The organism is Psychroflexus sp. MES1-P1E (assembly GCF_002836055.1).
Classification (GTDB): domain Bacteria; phylum Bacteroidota; class Bacteroidia; order Flavobacteriales; family Flavobacteriaceae; genus Psychroflexus.
In genome coordinates this window covers 1-21,497 of sequence record NZ_PJBS01000161.1, presented here as the reverse complement: position 1 = coordinate 21,497, position 21,497 = coordinate 1, and the positions used below count along the sequence as shown (strand labels likewise).

Sequence of the window (21,497 nt, the reverse complement as noted above, 5' to 3'; positions counted from 1 at the left end):
TCTCCTATGGGAATAGTCGCCAAACAATCCTTCAGAAACCTGATTTCAACCTATTTGGGTTTTGGGATTGGAGCGATTAATGTTTTGATATTCTACCCGATGTTTTTAACCTCAGAGTATTACGGTTTAGTTGCTTTTTTACTATCGGCTGGAAATTTATTCTGGCCATTTATGGCTCTTGGTGTTCATAATACAATCGTTAAATACTTTAGCAGATATACCTTAAAAGAAGACGTTGATAAGCTTTTTAACTTTGCTCTTTTACTGCCTTTGGGATTAGGAGTTTTGTTGGCTTTTGTAGGAGTCTTAGTTTACGATAGCTTGTTGAATTATTTTGAAGGTGAAAATGATTTAGTCCAACCTTATGTGTGGGGTATTTTTGTGATTGCTATGACCACTGCTTATTTTGAAATTTTTTTTGCATGGGCAAAAGTCTACTACAAAAGTGTCTTTGGAACTTTGATGCGAGAACTGTTTCATAGGATAGCTATTTCTATTTTACTGATCTTTCTTTATTTTGAATTTATTGACGTTTCATTATTTATTTATCTACTCATACTTGTTTTCTTCTTGAGAACATTGGTGATGATGGTCTATGCGCTTAGATTGTATACTCCCCGCTTTAGCTTTGAACTCCCCAGAGAACTGAAGGATATAATTAGCTATTCCCTGCTTATTTTTATTGCAGGAACAGTAGCTGTTGCGCTTTTCGATCTGGATAAAGTTATGATTGAATACTTTATGCCTATAGAACATGTTTCTATTTATGGAATTGCTATCTATATCGCTACTGTCATAGCAGTACCCTCTAAAGCAATGCATCAAATTACAAATCCAATTACTGCTAAATATTTAAATTCTCAAGATTTTCTTCTCTTGAAAGATCTTTATGTAAGAAGTTCTAATACCCTTTTCTTAATTAGTGGATTAATTTTTACACTTATCGTTACCAATGTGTATCAGCTTTATCAAATTATTCCAGAGCCCTACAGGATAGGAGTGAGTATTGTTTTTTTGATCAGTCTTGTAAAGCTGTCAGACAATATTTTAGGGAATAACAACAGCATTGTTTTTAATTCAAAATACTATAAAACTATCTTGTTAGTTGGCCTTATTGTTGTTGGGATTGCCTTTCTTTTAAACATGTGGTTAATACCAACATTTGGAATTTACGGTGCAGCTTATGCAACCTTTATTTCTTTTATGATGTATAATATTTTCAAATTAATTTTTGTAAAAATCACTTTTGGAATTCATCCTTTCAATAAGAAGAGTCTTTATATCTCAATAATCATATCACTTTTGAGCCTTAGCTTCTATTTTTGGGATTTTACAACAGGTCACGTTTTAGTCAATATTATCCTTAAATCTATTATGATTACCAGCTTATATCTTATTGCAAGTTTAAAAGGAGAGCTATCTAAAGACTTGTCCAAATTTTATCATTTGATTTTTAAGAAGAAAACTCCTTAGCCTATTTAAGACTAAGGAGTTTTCCGAATTAATCAACCAAAAATTATTTTAAGGCATAAGGCCTCGACATACACTCTATCCATTAGTGAGTCGTAAAAATTTCTGAGTCTTTACACTTTCATCTTTAAATATTGACCAGTAAATGAGGACTTTACTTGGGCGACTTGTTCCGGAGTTCCTTCGGCAAGTAATTTACCCCCGTTTATTCCTCCTTCAGGACCAAGATCGATCACATGGTCTGCACATTTTATTAAGTCGATGTTATGTTCAATAACCACTACACTATGGCCATTTTCTATAAGTGCTTCAAAAGATTTCAGTAATTTACTGATATCATGAAAATGAAGTCCTGTAGTGGGCTCATCAAAAATGAAAAGGGTCTTATCTGCATTTTTACCTTTGGTAAGAAATGAAGCTAATTTGATACGCTGAGCTTCACCACCAGATAAAGTAGACGAACTTTGTCCTAAAGCGACATACCCCAAACCTACTTCTTGTAGAGCTTCCAGCTTATTGGAAATTTTCGTTTCATTATGAAACGAGAAAAATTCCATAGCATCATCAATCGTCATGGATAAGACGTCATCTATATTCTTACTTTCAAACTTCACATCTAGAACTTGCTGTTTAAAGCGCTTTCCATAACAAGCTTCACATTCTAAGTGAACATCTGCCATAAATTGCATTTCGATAGTCACTTCACCTTCACCTTCACAAGTGTCACAACGACCTCCTTCTACATTAAAACTGAAATGTTTTGGTCTGAAATTCCTGATTTTAGAAAGCTTTTGTTTAGCAAATAAATTCCGAATATCATCATAAGCTTTAATATAGGTCACAGGGTTAGATCTAGAGGATCTCCCTATCGGATTTTGGTCTACATATTCTATATGTTTGATGTGCTTGAAGTTTCCGTCAATACCATCAAACTGTCCAGCTTTGGTTCCGTAGCCCCCATTATGCTTAATCATGGCAGGGTATAGAATTCTTTTAACAAGTGTACTTTTACCACTTCCAGAAACTCCTGTGATAGCTACAAAACAATCCAAAGGAACTTTAACATTGATGTTTTTTAAGTTGTTTTCTCTGGCTCCTTTAAGTTCTACAAAAGCTTTCGTCTTGCGTCTTTTTTTAGGGATTTCAATTTCTTTTTTTCCATTGAGGTACGAAGACGTCAGGGAGGATCCTTTTAGAATCTCTTTATAACTTCCCTTGCCGACGAGATCCCCTCCATGAGTTCCTGCTTCTGGGCCAATGTCTATGATATAATCTGCAGCTTTCATTATATCTTCATCATGCTCTACCACAATAACTGTATTGCCCAGATCTCTTAAGTTTTTTAAAACTTCAATTAAGCGTTCATTGTCTTTAGAATGTAGACCAATGGAAGGTTCGTCAAGAATATACATGGAACCTACCAGACTACTTCCTAAAGAGGTAGCCAAATTAATACGTTGAGATTCTCCACCAGATAGGGTGTTGGACTTTCGGTTAAGCGATAAGTAGGTTAAACCTACATCTATTAAAAATTTAAGCCTATTATTGATTTCTCTCAATAAGCGTTTGGCAACAATTGTATCGTGTTCGTTAAGCTTTAGATTTTCAAAAAACTCACTGACTTTATCAATAGGTAAATCGACTAGGTCTGTGATATTAACGTCGTTAATTTTGACGTAGGTGGTTTCTTTTTTAAGTCGTCTTCCTTTACATTCTGGACATTTGGTTCGTCCTCGGTATCTGGATAATAAAACCCTATTTTGAATTTTATAGGCTTTGGACTTTACCACTACAAAAAACTCGTTGACACCAGTTATGTATTGATTTCCATTCCAGATTATATTTTTTTGTTCGTCCGTCAATTCAAAATAAGGCGTGTGAACTGGAAAATCGAATTTATGAGCATTTTTTATCAACTCCTTTTTATACCAACCTAAAGTCTCTCCATTCCATGGAGCAATACACCCTTCGTATACACTTAAGCCAGTATTTGGAATAACTAAAGCTTCATCAATATCTACAATATCGCCATAACCTTCGCATTTGGGACAAGCCCCCACAGGATTATTGAAGCTAAAAAGGTGCACACTGGATTCTGTGAATTGCATGCCATCGAGCTCAAATTTATTATTGAAATTGGTGAGTTGACCAGAAGCTACATCTTCGATATTTAATTCTCCTTTGCCTTCGTAAAAAGCATTTTGAATTGAATCTGCTAATCGGTTATAAAAATCTTCGTCATGCTTAACAACAATTCGATCTACAACTATAGAAAGTTCGCTCTTTTCAGATATTTTTTGCTCTAAGGCATCACTTATTTTTAAGATCTTATCATCGACCTTAATTCGGCTAAAGCCTTGTTGCTGAAGAATTTTTATTTTCTCTTCTATAGTTCTGTTCTTTTCTAAACTTACAGGAGCAAGAAGTAGTAATTTTTGTTTTTCTTCGAGTGACTTTACAAAGTCAATCACATCGGTAACTCTATGTTTTTTGACTTCATTACCAGAAATGGGAGAGAGTGTTTTTCCTACTCTGGCATAGAGTAACTTAAGGTAGTCATAGATTTCAGTAGAGGTTCCTACTGTAGATCTGGGATTTGTTGAATTCACCTTTTGTTCAATAGCTATTGCGGGTGAAATACCTTTAATATAATCTACTTTAGGCTTATCTAATCTGCCAAGAAATTGCCTAGCATACGCTGAAAGGCTTTCTACATAACGTCTTTGACCTTCTGCATATAGAGTGTCGAATGCTAAAGTAGATTTTCCAGAGCCAGATAGTCCTGTAATAACGACTAGCTTATTTCTGGGTATAACAACATCAATATTTTTAAGATTGTGAAGTTTCGCTCCTTTGATAATAATATACTCTTTGGGATCGAACTTATCTAAATTTATTTGTTTCATAGACTAATGGAATGTTGCAAATATAAAGATATGTCACTCCAAATTGGAGTTGAATACAACCGTATAATGTGTTAAATTTATTAACGGTGCGTGATGGGTTAACTTATATTTATATATTAGCTCTATAAATAATAGCCTATATAACACTTTTACTTAAAAATATTTTTAATTATTAACGCCACCACTTCAGGATAGGTGTTTATTTAAGTAAAAGACATGAATAGAATTCCAATTTCTTCGGAAGCCATATTAGTAAAGCAGTACATAGACGGTGATGAAAAATCTCTTTCTACTTTAATCAATAGGCATCAACAAAAAATTTTTAGTTTCATTTTTTCTAAAGTTTATGATAAAGATTTAGCTGAAGATATTTTTCAAGATACCTTCATTAAAGTGATTAGAACTTTAAAGCGCGGCAAGTATAATGAAGAAGGTAAATTCCTTCCTTGGGTAATGAGAATTGCTCATAATTTGGTCATAGATCACTTCAGAAAAAGTAACAGGATGCCAAAGTTTGAAGGGAAAGGAGATTTTGAAATTTTAGATTTCATGACCGATGGTGATCTTAACGCTGAGCGGCAAATTATAAAAACTCAGATTGAAACTGATTTGCATGAATTAATTAAAGAACTTCCACAAGATCAGCTAGAAGTTTTGGAAATGCGAATTTTTAAAGAGATGAGTTTTAAAGAAATTGCCTTTAAAACAGATGTTAGTATCAATACTGCATTAGGCCGTATGCGTTATGCTCTTATCAATTTGAGAAAAATTATAGAAAAGCACCAAGTCGTCTTGACCAATTAGTCTACAATAATTCGTAAAAAATTGCGTTTTTGTAATATCTTAAATTCACAGATATGGCAAAAATTTACTTAAACGAAGCATCTCGAACTCCTTCAAAGAGTATGAAACCTTCAGCAAAAACAGTTAGATTTATTTTGGATTTCTCTAAAGCTTTTACTGTAGTGACCTACAAAAATCTTCAATTTGATAATGTTCAAAATTAATGGTTTTATCTTTAAATCGAAAAGACTTCTTTATTTAGATTTAGAAGCCTTTTTTTTATTGTATTCATCGATTACAGATTTTCGTCCAATGGTTTTTGTGATGATATCTTTTTCCAAGTCCCATGCTCTGGCAGGAGAATATTGTCGTCCATACCAAATGATCTGAAGGTGTAGATCGTTCCAAACTTCTTGAGGGAACAATCGCTTAGCATCTTTTTCTGTTTTTTGAACATTCTTACCAGTCGTAAGACCCCATCGGTACATCAATCTGTGGATATGAGTGTCCACAGGAAAAGTGGAAACACCAAAAGCTTGTGCCAGAACAACACTAGCAGTTTTATGACCAACAGCCGGTAATTCTTCCAAACCCTCGAAACTTTGAGGTATTTTCCCATTGTATTTTTCGATTATAATTTGAGAAAGACCATAAATACCTTTAGATTTCATAGGCGATAATCCAACGGGCTTAATTATTTCTCGTATTTGATCAGCACTCATTTTTATCATGTCCCAAGGATTATCGGCCCTTTCAAAAAGAAGTGGAGTAATTTGGTTTACCTTTACATCTGTGCTTTGCGCAGAAAGCAACACAGCAATTAATAAAGTATACGGATCTTTATGGTCTAGAGGTATTGGGATTTCTGGGTAAATTTCTTCTAACGTATTTATAACGAAATCTACTTTTTCAGATTTTTTCATTTGCTTTACTTTTATACAAAAATAGGAATTATGACAACATTAAAAGCAGGAGATAAAGCTCCAAATTTTGAAGCTAAAGACCAGGATGGAAATATACATAGCTTAAAAGATTATGAAGGAAAAAAACTCGTTGTTTTTTTCTATCCCAAAGCGAGTACTCCTGGTTGTACTGCAGAAGCTTGTAACTTGAGAGACAACTGGAAAGCTTTACAAGCTCAAGGTTACCATATATTAGGGGCAAGTGCAGATTCACAAAAGCGCCAACAAAATTTTAAAAATAAATATGAGTTACCATTTCCACTTCTCGCAGATGAAGACAAATCGGTTATTGAAGCCTTTGGAGTCTGGGGGCCCAAAAAGTTTATGGGCAAAGAATATGACGGTATTCATAGAACCACTTTTATTATAGATGAAAATGGAGTTTTAGATGAGGTGATTACAAAGGTGAAAACCAAAACTCACGCTGAACAAATTCTGTAATTTTAAAATAATCATCTTAACTTGCCTTCATGAAATGGCAAGAAGCAATTCAAGATTTTACATATTACCTTAAAATAGAAAGAGGGCTAGCCGATAATACTGTTCAAAATTATCGGCTAGATATCTTAAAACTCACCAACTATATTTCAGAATATAATGCGACTCTTACCCCAGAGCTTGTCGATGAAGAGACCCTTCAAGGTTTTATTTACTCTATTTCAAAAGTTATTAATGAACGATCTCAGGCCCGATTAATTTCAGGTTTAAAAAGTTTTTTTGATTATCTCATTTTTGAAGATTACAGAAAAACCAACCCTTTGGAGCTTATTGAATCCCCTCGATTAGGGAGGAGGTTGCCAGATACGCTGTCTACGGATGAAATAGATCAACTTGTTGAAGCTATAGACCTTTCACATCTGCAAGGTCACCGCAATAAAGCTATTATAGAAACATTGTACGGTTGTGGCCTGCGCGTCAGTGAACTCGTAGAACTTAAAATTTCAGATCTTTTTTTTGAGAAAGGTTTTGTAAAAGTAATTGGAAAAGGAAATAAAGAAAGACTAGTTCCCATCAATACGTACACACAGAAATTCATCAGTATTTATAAAGATGAGTTCAGAATACATATCAATCAGCAGTCAGAGTTTAAAGATATTTTATTTCTGAATAGGCGAGGGGCTCAGTTGACTCGTGCTATGATTTTTACGATTGTAAAACAGTTGGCTAAAAAAATAAATCTTCAAAAAAACATTAGTCCTCATACTTTCAGGCATTCGTTTGCGACTCATCTTTTGGAGAATGGAGCCAACTTAAGAGTTATTCAACAAATGCTAGGTCATGAAAGCATTACAACTACAGAAATTTATATGCATTTGGATAAAACTCATCTTAAGTCAGTTTTAGAAAATTACCATCCAAGAGCTTAATTGCTAAACTTCTATTTTGCTTAATATTTTGTAGTTTTTGTAAAGACGCTTGGTCAATATCCCATAAAGTAATTTATAGAGAAGCAAAAAGAAGGCGAGGATAATCAACAAGATAAAAACCATGGTTCCTGTCATAATCCATATTTCTGTAGGATCTAACTCAGTTTGACTTAAAATGACCTTTGCAGACGTTATTATAAAAATAATAGCTAAAAATATGATGTTATAACGCACATAGTATTTTACAGTCGAACGTGTTTTGATGATTTGCTTCATAAGTTGTCTAGCAGAATCATTGACCTGTATACGTTTGTAATTTCTAAAAAAAACAATGATAAATCCGACAAGGACTGTATAATTAACAATCGAAGATAGTCTTAGAAACCAAGTAAATCCGATGCTCTCAATAACAGAATTATAATCTTGAGAAAAGCTTAGTAACTCTACAATAATCCAAAATGAAAATTCTAAAATACTGATGATCAAAATCCACTTCACATTAGAAGAAGACTTCTTATGAATCATAGGAAATAGCTCATCTTTTGAGTAGTTGGGCAAATTTTTTGTTCTATTCTGCCAGTCCTTTTTTATAAGATCTAATTCATCCATAATTAAGGATTCAATATGTTTTTTAATTTTGTTTTCACTCTATTCATTTTCACTCTAGCATTAACTTCAGAAATTCCTAAAGCTTCGGATATTTCAGTATAAGGTTTGTCTTCCAGGTAAAGCAGGACCAGCGCTTTGTCAATATCATTTAATTCCTTAATGGCTGCGTACATCAATTTTAAGTTATCATCTAAAGTTGAATCATAGCCCTCAGAAGAAATCTTAAAATCATAGTCTTCCCAAGGCGAAGTTTGCACCCTTCTTTTTTTCTTTCTGTAAAGAGTTATCGCAGTATTAAAAGCGACACGATACATCCATGTGCTAAACTTAGATTCTTCCCTAAACTTAGGGTAAGCTTTCCAAAGTTGAACAGTGATTTCCTGAAACAAATCTTTATGTGAATCCGCATCATAGGTATACATCCTACAGATTTTGTGAGCAATGTTCTGATGCTTTTCTAGTAGGTCGATAAATTTTTTCTCTAATGAGGTCTTCAAAACTATACATTACGTTTATATGTCGTTAAATTTACCAAAAGTTACATGCTAAACAGGAAAAGATAGTAATTTTAAAAAAAAAAGTTATGAACATTCCAATTACAGATTTGCCAAGAGTGGTTATTATAGGGGCTGGTTTTGGTGGAGTAAGTTTAGTTAATGATCTAGAGAAAAAACCATTTCAGGTGGTTATGCTAGATAAGAGGAATTATCACACTTTTCAACCTTTATTATATCAAGTATCAACCTCTGGTTTAGAGCCTGATTCTATAGCATATCCGATAAGAAAGATTCTTAAAAATAATAAAAATGCTTATTTCAGAATGGCGGATGTCGAGCATATCGACTCCGATAAACAATTAATCCATACAAACATAGGAGAGGTTACTTATGATTATTTGGTGATTGCAACTGGGTCAAGGACTAATTTTTTTGGAAATAAAAGTGTAGAGGACAATGCTATTTGGATGAAAACAGTACCCCAAGCTCTAAATTTGAGGAGTTTGATTTTGGAAAATTTTGAAGAAGCTACAATAGCTGAAGATCCTGAAAGAAAAAAAGCTTTACTGAATTTTGTTATTGCAGGTGCAGGACCCACAGGCGTGGAACTAAGTGGCGCTATTGCAGAACTTCGTAAAAATGTAATTCCTAAAGATTATCAAGATATCGATCCTGAGGAAATTCATATTCATTTAATTGAGGGGATGGATAAAGTTCTACCTCCAATGAGTGCAAAATCTTCTAAAAATGCAAAGAAATACTTAGAAGAACTTGGTGTCGAAATCCACCTCAATACCTTTGTTGAGTCTTATGAAGACCATATCGTTAGGACAAGTAACAAAGACCTCTCTTTTCCTACAGAAACTTTTATCTGGAGCGCTGGTGTAACTGGAGCATCTGTAGAAGGACTTAAGAATGGAGCTTTGATGAAGAAATCAAACCAATATAATGTAAATGTATTTAACCAAGTAGAGGGTTACGAAACTATATTTGCAATAGGCGACATTGCTTTAATGGTTAGCGCAGAGTATCCAAAAGGCCACCCTATGGTCGCCCAACCTGCTATTCAGCAAGGTGCTCACTTGGCAAAAAATTTGTTGAGAACTATAAATAAGCAATCTCTTACTCCTTTTGAATATTTCGATAAAGGTACCATGGCAACGGTAGGAAGAAATAAAGCTGTGGTTGACATAGGTAAAATCCAATTTGGGGGTGCCTTTGCTTGGTTTGTGTGGATGTTTGTTCATCTGTGGTTCCTAGTTGGATTCAGGAATAGAATAGTCACTTTTTTTAACTGGACTTACAGCTACATCAATTACGATAGAGCGGCTCGCTTAATCGTGAGGCCTTTTAAAGCAGAGAAAATAAGATCTCCCGATTAGTTGTTACGAACACTTAAAAAGGGACTTTTCGCTTTAGTGAAAAGTCCCTTTTTAAGTGGAAGTTTAATAAGATTTATTTTTCTAAAACTTCTTTTACCTTATCTCGTAAAGCTTGACCTCGAAGGTCTTTACCAACAATGACACCATTTTCATCAATTAAGAATGCTGCTGGGATAGCTTTTACTCCATATTTTTGGGCTATTGGTTCTTGCCAGTACATTAGGTTTGAAATATGATTCCATTCCAATTGATCATCCTCAATAGCTTTTAACCAAGAATTTTTGCTATTTGGCTTGTCTAAAGAAACACCTATTACAGAAAACCCTTTATCTTTATAGTCGTTATAAATACTTACAATATTAGGGTTTTCAACACGACAGGGTCTACACCAAGAAGCCCAAAAATCAATAAGGGTTACTTTACTCATTGCTTCATCAAGAGTTAGCTCTTCTCCACTTGGTGTTGGTCCTGAAAATTTCGGAGCTTCTGCTCCAACATCAGTAGCGCCTATCTTTGCAATATTTTGGCCTAACATCCTACCTAGGGGTGTATCTTTTACAGTATCAATAAAACCTTCGTAAAGGGATTTCATTTTATTAGAGGGAACAGATTTAGAGTTCATGACATCAGACAAGGCCATCATTCCCACTATAGAATTGGTATGGGACTTAATGAAATCCAAAGTAGCTTTTTTTGATTCTTCTTCCAAGGCATCCATATCTAATCTAGCATCTAGCATGGCAATTTCTTTCTGACTTTGTGAAGCCTGTGTATGCTGATTTTTAATGAAATTTTTCTTTTCTGCAAAATTGGTGATGATGCTGATATAGTTTTTCAATAATATGTTATGTTCGCCTGCTTTTATTTTAGAATTTCTCAAATTTTCATTTGAAGCATCAATCTTTATTGATTCAGCATCATTAATAAAAATGATGTTACCGTTTACACCTTCGATTTGAATAAGATTGATATCTTGATTTTTGGAGGTAGTTAAATCAAATTTAAAAGAACTGTTACTCACTTGAGTCGTGTCTATCGGGACAGGAACATTTTGCGGACCTAAAAGAGCCAAATAGACATTGGTTCCATCAGCAACTTGATCAATAGATGCTTCGAGTTTTGGAGAGGATGAGTTACATCCTAAAAGAAGGGCTAAGATCGAAAAGGCATATAAAATTTTCATTTAATTTAATTTTGATTTTGTACAAAAATAGACAACTCCAAAAGAGTAGAAGAATAACTTAAGAATAAAATAGCCAAAACTTATAAAAGTATCTTAAGTGAACTATCAAATCTTTCCGTTATAAATAGTATTGTATTTTGTATATTTAACTATGGATCACTGTAAAGATATTTATCCTTTTAGAATAAAATTGAGTTTCCAAAAAATATTGGATAACTTTAGCCAACGCTTGAAAACTGAAACCAATCCTATTTCCAAAACATATATAAAAGGTGTTTTAGAATACTCTAAATCTTACCCAGAGTTATTTGAAGGTATCGAAGACTTTGAAAATTTAGAAGTCTACCAAGATCAAATAAAAATTCTTCTTGATGATCTGTTTCCAGATGTGTTAACTTACAACGAGATAAAAGTCGCTACAGTTCCTTTTCGCTCTAAAATGTTTAGAAAAACCAAGCGATTTGAATCCATACTGAATTCAGTAAAAGATAAAGACTTTGAATTTCTACCTAGAAATTTCAATATCGAAAAGGATTATATTTTAGCTTGCATCATAATTATAAATACGTATTACAACTATAATATTGATTTCTTCCGCCCAGAATATTATGATGTTCCAGATGCAAATGGTAACCTAAAAAATTATCGGCTTTTTATAAATGCTGATTTTATTGAACTCATCCCCACAAAAGAGGCTTTGGATATCACAGATAAAGATATAGATGAGCTTTTAAATCGTTATGATGATATCGATTTTTGGAAGGAAAAATTTCCTCCAAATTCATGGATTTTTAAAGGATTTGCAATTCTAAACCTATCTGATGTTACAGCAGACAATAGCATTTCTGAAATTAAAAACCTGTTATTAAACAACAATATACTCTCACACTCAAAGATTATTTCTACGAAAATGAGAGATGTTTTAAGCTCTATTTTTAGTCTGCCCAAATTAAAATTTGGCTTTGCTCTTTTTAATGAAGTCGAAGAGAAATTCCAACATATAAATATAAAATATATAGAAAGTTTTATTTTAGATTCAATTTCAGAAAATGGATGTAAAGAAGCTTTTTGTGAAGGAGCTTATAAATCTATTGTAACTCGACATACTTATTTTAGCATTCCAGATGTGGAAAGTTATGCTAAGAAAAATCCTAGTAATAAATTCGCGAAACATCTTCATCAACAATCTATAAAATCAGCTATACTAGCACCGATAATCAAAAATGAAAAGCTTCTAGCCATTCTCGAATTGGTGAGCTATTCCAAAAATGATTTAAATAATATCAATGCTACAAAGCTTGATGATATCGTTCCTTATATCGCTGAAACAGTAGAAAATTATAGACAAGAAAAGCAAAACCGCATAAAGGCGGTCATTCAAAGTGAATACACCTCTATACACCCAAGTGTAGAATGGAAATTCCAAGAAGAAGCAGAAAAGTTTTTAGAAGGTTTTGCAAATAAGGAAGAGGCTAACTTAGATGAAATTACCTTTAAAAAGGTATATCCACTCTTTGGTCAAATAGACATTGCAGGATCGTCAACCCAAAGAAATTCTGCGATTCAAAATGATTTAATTCATCAACTCAATCAAGTTCTGAATATCATTAATTCAGCCTTTGAAGCTCAACCTATTCCAGTATATGAGCAAATAGGATATAGAATAACAGATAATCTTTCGAGTTTAATGGAGGGAATCTCAGCTTCAACAGAGCAGAAAATCGATAATCTTTTAAAAAATGATATTCTTCCTATCTTGCAACACATCAAAAATAATGTTCCAAACTGCAAACGTATAGTCAATACGTACTTAAAAAAAATAGAGGCAGGTGCCAAAGCTTTTCATGAACAAAGAGACGAGTTTGATGAGACAGTTTCTACCTTAAACTCTTGTATGGCCAACTATATTGATTTGAAGCAAGTGGAAGCACAGAAAATATTCCCTCATTATTTTGATCGTTACAAAACCGATGGCGTTGAACATAATATGTACATAGGTCAATCTATTACTCGTGAACAAAAGTTTAGTGAAGTGATACTTCAAAATTTGAGACTATGGCAACTCAATGTGATGTGCGAGATGGAAAACAAATTTTATAAATTGCAAGATTCCAATGAGTTAAAGTTGAGTTCTAGATCTTTGATTTTAGCGTTCAATAACACCTTAAGTATTAATTATAGAATGGATGAAAAGCACTTTGATGTTGACGGATCCTATAATGCCCGCTATGAAATCATCAAAAAAAGAATAGATAAAGCCTTTATAAAGCATACCGAAGAGCGTATTACCTCCAAAGGGAAACTAGCTATAGTTTACTCTCAAAAAGAATCTGAAAGAGAATACCTGAAATATATTCATTACTTGCAGAGGAAGAAGTATCTAGATGAAAATGTAGAGGTTCTTGATGTTGAAGATTTACAAGGTATTTCAGGCTTAAAAGCCCTAAGGGTAGGGATTTTATACCATACCGACAAAAGCGAAGCTTCTGGTCTAACTTATGAAGATCTGATAGAATCACTAAACTCTTAATCCATCGACTATTAAACTAAAACTTATACCCAACTGAAAATTGTATAACTGCGTTCTTTAAGTCAGTTGAGGTTGTGAAGTTTTGGTTGTCGAAGACTTCTGTTAAGCCAATAACATAACGTGCTTGAATGAATAAACCAGTGTTGAGTAGTTCATAACTCGTTCCTAGAGCTAAACCAAACTCAAAACGATTGATATCATCCTTGATGTTAAAATCAGATACTATTATAGTTTCTGTGGATATAAAACCTGAAGATAATATTTGATTTTCAATTTCTGAATTTAAAATGTAACTGAATTGTGGGCCTAATTCTAAGCTTAGACCTTTGAAGACGTAATATTTTGCAAGTATGGGTAAACTAAGGTAATCTAAATTCAAATCTGACTCGACCCTAATCCCGTCAAAACTTCTGTTGTCGAAGAGATAAGCTGCTCCAACCTGAGAATATAACAGTTCAGGCTGAATAGAGAACTTCTCAGTAAGCTCTAATTCTGAGACTAGTCCAGCATGAAAAGCTGTTCGGCCTTCATCATATCCTAATTGAGAACCCGAATCTGAAGCATCTCCAGTAGCATAAGCGAAGTTCACACCAGCTTTGACTCCAAAGCTAATTTGGTCTTGAGCCTGGAGTTGAACATTTAGGCTTACTAACAGAATAGAAATAATGAGGAGTTTTTTCATAATTGGTTTTATTATAAATTTTTAAGACTACTAAACTCTGAATGGAATTTAAACATTCAACTTGTTTTCCATAAGACTCTAAAACCAAAAATGGTTGCGTCATATAATTTTAAAAGCGATAAAAAAACTAACTACAGAGATAATAATACCGACCATAAATGTTGTGTAGGTCAACCTTAGGAGGCGATATTTTCTTTCTAATACTTTTCCTAGCAGGTAAAGGTCCTTTACCAAAGCTTCATAGACATAGTCTTTGTCTTTTATAATCTCCTTTACTCCCCATAAATAGTCTTTAAAGCTCATTTTATGAAAATTCCCAAAAAATAAAATATTCACATCCCTATCTTCTACTTGTTTTTTGGTGAATTCTCCAGAAGTCACGTTGGGTCTTGTAGATAATATCGACAAAATAATTGATGCTACACTAAAACAGATTAAGATAAGAGTAGGTATCATTAAATGTTGGTTACTTGGATTATCTAATTTTGGGATGATATTAGCCAAAGCTAAAGAAATGATAATCGCATTTACCGATAACAGAATATTTGCTTTTGTATCGGCGATATCACTCAGCTTAATGTGATTTCTTAAGGTGACCCTAAATAAGGTTTGTATACTCCTTTCTGGATTGTTGTTTTTGTATTGAGCCTTAAATTTTGCTTTTAATTTTTCTTTTTCCTCTTTTCTCTTCTTCTTGTCTTTATCTATAACAAGATCGATTAAATTCTTTTGCTTTAAAGTATTCCAATTTTTAATGGCATAATCTGTATAAAATTGATGCTGACTTGAAAGCATATCGATATTAAGATCAAGCCACTCTTTAGGACTGTATGAATTTCCTTGCAGATAAAATTCCTGCCTCAATAATTCGCTTATCTCTTTAAAGTCTTCTCTAGCAAAATGAGAACAGTCGGCATCTTTTAGGACTTTCTCAATATCAGTTGTGGGTTGCACACCAAGCTTTGTGATATCAATAGCTTTTTCAATAATCGAAAGATCATCTTCAGGCAGGTTATGCTCTTTCAGGAAGCTCCTTGCTATCAGTTTGCTCTCTTTTTCATGATTTTCATTAGACCTTGTATGTCCTGTATCGTGGAACCATGCGGCAAGAAGGAGCAAGTTTTTATCTTGGGGACTTAGTTTTTTTTTCTCCGCTAGAAACTCAGCATTTTCAACAACTCTTTTAGTATGATTGAAATTATGGTATACATATATATTAGATAACTTATCTTTGAAAAAATGCAAAACAAAAGTTTCAACCTTAGAAAGTAAATCTGTCATTTTTCTATATTTAAGAGACTATAATTTAAGTTTAATTTAAGAATGAGAAAAAAAATACAATTGATTGTGCTTTGCGGGGTATTTGTTTCCTGCGCGACTTACGAAGTTAAGTATAAAAACTTAGAAAAATTCGAATCGACTTTTTATCCTGAGGATAAAACAAGGTTACAGCGCTTTTATCTTATTGGGGATACAGGAAATGAAAAGTTAGATTCTGTTGCACCAGGCCTTCAAGCTTTTCGAAAATTTGCAGAGGAAATAGATACTCAAACGGATAAGCTTATTATTTTGGGGGATAATATTTATCCTGCAGGTTTGCCAAGTGAAGGGGAAGAGGATAGGGTGCAAGCAGAACAAATTATCGACAGGCAAACGTCAAGTCTTGATTTTTTTGAAGGTGATGTTCATTTTATTCCAGGGAATCACGATTGGTATTCAGAAGGCATTCAGTCTTTAGAAAACCAGAAGCAGCGAATTGAAGACGCTTTGCCAAACCAAGATTTACCTTGGTTGCCTGAGCCAGGTTGTGGGATGTCTTTCGTAGACATTTCAGACGATGTTCATCTTATTATTTTAGATTCTCAATGGGTTTTACAAAATTGGGATAACATACCACAAATCAATAGAGATTGTGAAGACATCAAAACGCGAGATCAATTTTACAGTGAATTTGAAACTGAGCTAAAAAAAAATCAAAATAAAACGACACTTGTAGCACTTCATCATCCCTTGTATACCAATGGAATTCACGGGGGAACTTTCGAATTTGTAAAACATTTGTTTCCTTCTCAACGCAAAGTTCCTCTACCTGTTTTGGGATCTTTAGCTAATATGATAAGGGCCACAGGGGGGATTTCTATACAAGACACTCAAAATAATCAATATCGAGAGATGGTAGATAGGATCTCTGCTATTGCAAGTCGTTGGAATAAAGTCATTTTCGCTTCCGGCCATGAGCATAATCTGCAATACATTGAGCACGATTTGGTAAAGCAGATTGTTTCTGGTTCTGGGTCTAAAGTGTCTTATGCCAAATTAGGAAGTGATGGTGAGTTCGCCTATCCTGGTTATGGTTTTGCTATTTTTGATGTTTTCAAGGATGGTTCCTCTTGGGTCCAATTTTACTCAGCTAACGAAGATGAATCAGAATTGATATTTCAGAAGGAGGTTTATAGTCCAGATGAGATTTTTGATTTAAATCAACTTTCAGAGAAGTTTCCAGAAACAGTAAAAGCTTCTATTTATGAAGATTTCAAACTAAAAAGGACAGATTTTTTTGAAAGTATATGGGGAGAGCGGTACAGAGATATGTACGGAAGATCTATTGAGATGCCAGTTCTTGATCTGGACTCTGCATATGGAGGTCTTCTTCCAATTCGATTAGGGGGCGGCATGCAAACTAATTCTTTAAGGTTAGAAGATAGTTTAGGCCGTCAATATAATATCAGGCAAATCAAGAAAAATCCTATACGTTTATTGCAGCAGTTCGTCTATCCAAATAAGAACTTAACTGGGGAATTTGATGATACTGCAGTAGAAGAGTTATTATTAGATTTTCTAACCTCGGCACACCCATTTTCATTTATGGCAGTACCAGATTTAGCAAAAGCTTTAGATATATACCACACCAATCCAAAATTAGTTTACATCCCAAAACAAGAAGCTCTAGGGGAGTTTAATGCTAAACATGGTGATGCAATCTACATGATAGAGGAACGTCCAGAAAGTAACTGGATGGGAACAGAAGGTAGGTTTGGAAACCCCAATCACGATATAGTCAGTACAGCAGATTTAATAGAACGCCTTCGTCGTGATGAAAAATACAGTGTAGATGAATCTGGTTATTTAAGAGCTAGGTTATTTGATATGTTATTAGGAGATTGGGATAGGCACTCAGATCAATGGCGTTGGTCTGAGTTTGAAGATGAAGATGGAAATCATACTTTCAAACCTATTCCAAGAGATAGAGATCAAGTTTTCGCCAATTTCGACGGTGGTTTTTTTGATGCGATTCGGACCATCAGTAGCTTTCCTAAAATTTATCATCCTTATGCTAGTGATATTAAATACTTAAGATGGTTTAATAATTCTGGCTTAGGACTCGATAGAATTATCATTCGGAATGCAACTGAAGAAGACTGGACAAAAGAAGCTCTTTATATTCAAAACCATTTGTCTGATGAAGTGATCCAAAAAGCCTTTAGTCATTTCCCAGAAGAAATTAATAAAAGGAATACTGAAGCTTTAATCAAAACCTTTAAAGAGAGACTTGGAAATCTAGAGTCTATAGCAAAACGCTATAGCAATATCTTGAATGAATATGCTATTTTGAGTGCTACGGATAAAGACGATATTATTGATGTTGACAGGTTTGAAAATGGAAAGACTCGAGTTCGAGTATATAGAAACAAAGGCGGAGATCGCGAAAGTTTGATGATTGATAAAACTTTTGACTCCGAACAGACCAAAGAATTATGGATTTATGGTTTGGATGAAACTGATGAGTTTTACGTTAATGGCGATTTTAAAAGCAAAATAAAAGTAAGATTAATAGGAGGGCATGACGAGGATGAGTACACTATAAATTCTGGTCAACGAACTGTAATTTACGATTATAAGTCTTTTGAAAATACAGTAAAAAAGAAGTCGAAGGCTAGAGTTGTTAAGTCCGATGATTATGAACAAAATCTTTTCAATAAAAACAGAAAAATATCCTCTTCCAATACGTTTTTGCCAAGGCTAGGTTTTAACCCAGATGATGGATTGCTTTTTGGTTTGCAAACCACACATGCATTTAAAGGATTTCAACTCAATCCGTTTACATATCGGCACAAATTAAGAGCAGGATTATACACCTCTACGGGTGGTTTCGATCTTGGTTATGAAGGGGAGTTCGCTAACGTGATAGGCAATTATAATTTTGTGACTAGTATAGACTATACAAGCCCAAATTTTGCTAGGAACTTTTTTGGAATTGGAAATAATTCAGAAAACCGTGATGATGAGTTAGGCAAAGACTATAACAGGGTTAAAATAAGACGTATTGAAGCTGAAATCGGTCTTAGAAAAGCATCTGCCTATGGTAGTATTTTTGAACATAAATTGAGCTATCAAAACTATAGAGTCCAAAGAACTGAAGGTCGATTTATTGACGAAGCTAGTGCAGAATTACTATCGAATAATCCTGATTTTTTTGATACCCAAAATTTTGTGTCTTACAGGTCTTCCTATCACTATAAAAGCTTGGATGATAATTTAAACCCTAAGCGTGGAATGGATTTCAAAATTGAAGCTGGTGCGACTATGAATGTAGAAAATACAGATCAGCATTTTTTCTTTTTGAATCCATATTTAGAATTTTATAATCCTATTTCTGTAGATAAGAAATGGGTGCTGAGAACTAAAGTAGCTTCTCAGCTTCTTTTCGATGATAATTATGAATTTTATCAAGCAGCTATATTGGGAGCAAATAATGGGTTAAGAGGTTTTCGAAGAGATCGATTTATAGGTCAGCAAAGCTTGGTAGGTAATGTCGATTTGAGACATAGTTTCAATACTATAAGGACCAGTGTGATGCCTCTTCAGTTTGGAGTGTTTGGTGGTTTAGATGTAGGTAGGGTTTGGTCTGATGTCCCAGAATCTAACCAGTGGAGAAATAATTATGGACTTGGATTTTGGGTGAATGGCGCTGATTTATTCGCGGGAACCTTCAATTTTTTCCATAGTGAAGAGGGATTTTGGTTCTCTTTTGGTTTTGGTACAAGCTTTTAAACTATTTTTTTGATAACTCTTAGATTGTGTGAATAGCGATTGATATCTTCATTAAAGATACCTGAATGATCAATCCTATCGATCCTTACTTGGCCATGAGCATGAATAATATAATTATTTTTCATCATAATACCAACGTGAATAATGTGTCCTTCTTCATTATCAAAGAAGGCTAGATCGCCAGGTTCGCTTTCTTCAATAAAAGAAAGAGCTTGACCTTGTTTAGCTTGTTGATAAGCATCCCTATGAAGAGGTATGAGGCTTATTTTATAGACCATTTGGGTAAATCCACTACAATCTATTCCAAATGGAGATTTACCCCCCCATAAATAAGGAGAGTTGAGATAAAGCATAGCTGTATCTACAAGCTGTGTTTTGTTATAATTCGCATTGGTAGAGCCATCGAAGTGATGACTAAGGAGTTCTGAAGCGTGAACTGCAGAACCAATGCAAACAGGCATCAATTGACTGGAAGAGGTGGTCATTAAACCAATTAAATCTGTAGAATAAGTCGATGTCTCTTGAAGGTTTTGAAATGTCAATTCATCGATTTTGAAAGCTTGATTCTCATCTATCCAGCCATCATAACTATCAAAAGCTATGCGAATTTTAATCCACTTGGGTCTTATTTCAGTAATTTCGAAATGATCCCCATAAAGCAACTGGGTAACCATTTCTGAAGTGTCGTTAGCTTCTGCTCTCACAGGCACAACACTTAGAGGACAAATTCCGTATAGCATTTTGAAGTATTAAGAGTTATCGTTCTAAAATCATAGCAGAAGCACCTCCGCCGCCATTACAAATAGCAGCAGCTCCAAGCTTAGCATTATTTTGTTTCATAATATTTATAAGCGTAATCAGTATTCTTACTCCAGAGCAGCCTAATGGATGTCCTAAAGAAACCGCACCACCATTTACGTTAACCTTATTACTGTCTAAGCCTAGCAATTTAGTATTGGCAATACCAACGACAGAAAAGGCTTCGTTAAATTCAAAAAAGTCAATATCTTCTTTGGATACTTTTGCTTTTTTAAGTGCGAGAGGCAAGGCTTTTGCAGGCGCAGTAGTGAAACGCTCAGGCTCTTGAGCCGCATCAGCATAGCCTTTTATAGTCGCTAAAATTTCAAGCCCCAATTCTTCAGCTTTTTCTTTAGTCATCAAAATTACAGCACCGGCACCGTCATTTATACCAGAGGAATTTGCAGCTGTTGCAGTGCCATCTTTACTAAACGCAGGCCTTAAGCTAGAAATTTTATCAAGATTGATATTTTTAAATTCTTCATCTTCTTTCATAATGACAGGTTCGCCGCGTCTTTGTGGAATTTCTACAGGAATAACTTCATCATCAAACTTTCCAGCTTTCCACGCTTCAGCGCTTCTTCGGTAAGATTCTTTAGCGAATTCATCTTGTTCTTCTCTAGAAATTTGGTGTTCTGTGGCGCATAAGTCCGCGCAAGTTCCCATAGCATTATTGTCATAAGCATCCACTAGACCATCTCTTTGCAGGCCGTCAACCATTTGAGCTGGTCCAAATTTTTGACCTTTTCTCAAATGCAAGTAATGAGGAATCATACTCATATTTTCCATTCCACCGGCAACAACGATTTCAGCATCGCCTAACGCAATAGCTTGAGCGGCTTGCATCACAGCTTTCATACCACTAGCACAAACTTTATTAATAGTGGTACAAGGGACAGTATTTGGAATACCAGCACCCATGGCTGCTTGTCTTGCTGGTGCTTGGCCATTATTGGCTTGTACAACATTCCCCATGAGGACTTCATCTACCAATTCTGGTTTTAAGTTGATTTTGGAAAGAGCTCCTTTTATGGCAATTTCTCCCAATTTAGTAGCAGGAATATTGGCTAAGCTTCCTAAAAAGCTTCCAATAGGAGTTCTTACTGCACTTACTATAACGATATCTTTGGACATAAGAGTTTTATTTAATTCTAGCGAATTTATGAATTTTATGCTAATTCAATAAGGTTAAAGGAGATCTTAAGTTATAATTATCAGTCTTATTTTTCTTCTTTCAAAATAGGCACTTCAAAAAACTATTAAAGTTACATAGAGC

General features: G+C 34.3%; 17 protein-coding genes. 8 read left to right on the top strand and 9 right to left on the bottom strand.

All coding sequences use genetic code 11. The annotated features are described in order from the left end of the window. The first annotated feature begins 6 nt into the window (after positions 1–6). Entirely contained in the window at positions 7–1,473 is a 1,467-nt protein-coding gene (locus CXF67_RS07080) for a lipopolysaccharide biosynthesis protein (protein WP_102088118.1), read from the top strand. A gap of 110 nt (positions 1,474–1,583) precedes the next feature. On the opposite strand, the gene uvrA is transcribed toward CXF67_RS07080, so the two are convergent. Further along, positions 1,584–4,376, bottom strand: coding sequence for an excinuclease ABC subunit UvrA (uvrA, locus tag CXF67_RS07075; protein ID WP_102088117.1), 2,793 nt, complete (start codon positions 4,374–4,376; stop codon positions 1,584–1,586). Positions 4,377–4,592: 216 nt separating this feature from the next. Between uvrA and CXF67_RS07070 the strand changes: the two genes are divergently transcribed. Next, on the top strand, positions 4,593–5,180 hold the full coding sequence (locus CXF67_RS07070; protein ID WP_102088116.1) for an RNA polymerase sigma factor: 588 nt from the start codon (positions 4,593–4,595) through the stop codon (positions 5,178–5,180). 53 nt (positions 5,181–5,233) lie between these two features. Next, the gene (locus tag CXF67_RS18130) at positions 5,234–5,383 is read left to right on the top strand and encodes a hypothetical protein (protein WP_180957916.1); all 150 of its coding nucleotides are present in this window, start codon (positions 5,234–5,236) and stop codon (positions 5,381–5,383) included. A 30-nt stretch (positions 5,384–5,413) separates the two neighbouring features. Here CXF67_RS18130 and CXF67_RS07065 read toward each other — a convergent pair whose 3' ends face one another. Beyond that, complete coding sequence (locus tag CXF67_RS07065; protein WP_102088115.1) at positions 5,414–6,082, bottom strand: endonuclease III domain-containing protein; 669 nt, start codon at positions 6,080–6,082, stop codon at positions 5,414–5,416. A gap of 30 nt (positions 6,083–6,112) precedes the next feature. Between CXF67_RS07065 and bcp the strand changes: the two genes are divergently transcribed. Beyond that, a complete protein-coding gene (bcp, locus tag CXF67_RS07060) occupies positions 6,113–6,562 on the top strand; it encodes a thioredoxin-dependent thiol peroxidase (protein WP_102088141.1) in 450 nt (149 codons plus the stop codon). A 29-nt stretch (positions 6,563–6,591) separates the two neighbouring features. Continuing rightward, positions 6,592–7,488, top strand: a complete 897-nt coding sequence (gene xerD, locus CXF67_RS07055; RefSeq protein ID WP_102088114.1) for a site-specific tyrosine recombinase XerD — start codon at positions 6,592–6,594, stop codon at positions 7,486–7,488. 3 nt (positions 7,489–7,491) lie between these two features. Here the strand turns inward: xerD and CXF67_RS07050 are convergent, their stop codons facing one another. Both CXF67_RS07050 and CXF67_RS07045 read right to left on the bottom strand, forming a co-directional pair. Further along, positions 7,492–8,097: a hypothetical protein gene (locus CXF67_RS07050; RefSeq protein ID WP_102088113.1), complete on the bottom strand. Its 606-nt coding sequence runs from the start codon at positions 8,095–8,097 to the stop codon at positions 7,492–7,494. Between the two features lie 2 nt (positions 8,098–8,099). Next, complete coding sequence (locus CXF67_RS07045; RefSeq protein ID WP_015022805.1) at positions 8,100–8,594, bottom strand: RNA polymerase sigma factor; 495 nt, start codon at positions 8,592–8,594, stop codon at positions 8,100–8,102. 86 nt (positions 8,595–8,680) lie between these two features. Between CXF67_RS07045 and CXF67_RS07040 the strand changes: the two genes are divergently transcribed. After that, positions 8,681–9,976: an NAD(P)/FAD-dependent oxidoreductase gene (locus CXF67_RS07040; protein ID WP_102088112.1), complete on the top strand. Its 1,296-nt coding sequence runs from the start codon at positions 8,681–8,683 to the stop codon at positions 9,974–9,976. A gap of 73 nt (positions 9,977–10,049) precedes the next feature. Here CXF67_RS07040 and CXF67_RS07035 read toward each other — a convergent pair whose 3' ends face one another. Beyond that, on the bottom strand, positions 10,050–11,159 hold the full coding sequence (locus tag CXF67_RS07035; RefSeq protein WP_102088111.1) for a TlpA disulfide reductase family protein: 1,110 nt from the start codon (positions 11,157–11,159) through the stop codon (positions 10,050–10,052). A gap of 151 nt (positions 11,160–11,310) precedes the next feature. Here CXF67_RS07035 and CXF67_RS07030 point away from each other — a divergent pair, with 151 nt between their 5' ends. Continuing rightward, the gene (locus tag CXF67_RS07030) at positions 11,311–13,689 is read left to right on the top strand and encodes a GAF domain-containing protein (RefSeq protein WP_102088110.1); all 2,379 of its coding nucleotides are present in this window, start codon (positions 11,311–11,313) and stop codon (positions 13,687–13,689) included. Positions 13,690–13,705: 16 nt separating this feature from the next. On the opposite strand, the gene CXF67_RS07025 is transcribed toward CXF67_RS07030, so the two are convergent. Together CXF67_RS07025 and CXF67_RS07020 are read right to left on the bottom strand one after the other, a co-directional pair. Continuing rightward, positions 13,706–14,371, bottom strand: coding sequence for a porin family protein (locus tag CXF67_RS07025; protein WP_102088109.1), 666 nt, complete (start codon positions 14,369–14,371; stop codon positions 13,706–13,708). Between the two features lie 99 nt (positions 14,372–14,470). After that, positions 14,471–15,652: a Pycsar system effector family protein gene (locus CXF67_RS07020; protein ID WP_102088108.1), complete on the bottom strand. Its 1,182-nt coding sequence runs from the start codon at positions 15,650–15,652 to the stop codon at positions 14,471–14,473. A gap of 42 nt (positions 15,653–15,694) precedes the next feature. Between CXF67_RS07020 and CXF67_RS07015 the strand changes: the two genes are divergently transcribed. Next, complete coding sequence (locus CXF67_RS07015; RefSeq protein ID WP_102088107.1) at positions 15,695–19,423, top strand: metallophosphoesterase; 3,729 nt, start codon at positions 15,695–15,697, stop codon at positions 19,421–19,423. Here CXF67_RS07015 and CXF67_RS07010 read toward each other — a convergent pair. Next, complete coding sequence (locus CXF67_RS07010; RefSeq protein WP_102088106.1) at positions 19,420–20,163, bottom strand: C40 family peptidase; 744 nt, start codon at positions 20,161–20,163, stop codon at positions 19,420–19,422. The two genes, CXF67_RS07015 and CXF67_RS07010, sit on opposite strands and share 4 nt — an antisense overlap. Positions 20,164–20,179: 16 nt before the next feature. Then, on the bottom strand, positions 20,180–21,355 hold the full coding sequence (locus CXF67_RS07005; RefSeq protein WP_102088105.1) for an acetyl-CoA C-acyltransferase: 1,176 nt from the start codon (positions 21,353–21,355) through the stop codon (positions 20,180–20,182). Positions 21,356–21,497 lie beyond the last annotated feature (142 nt).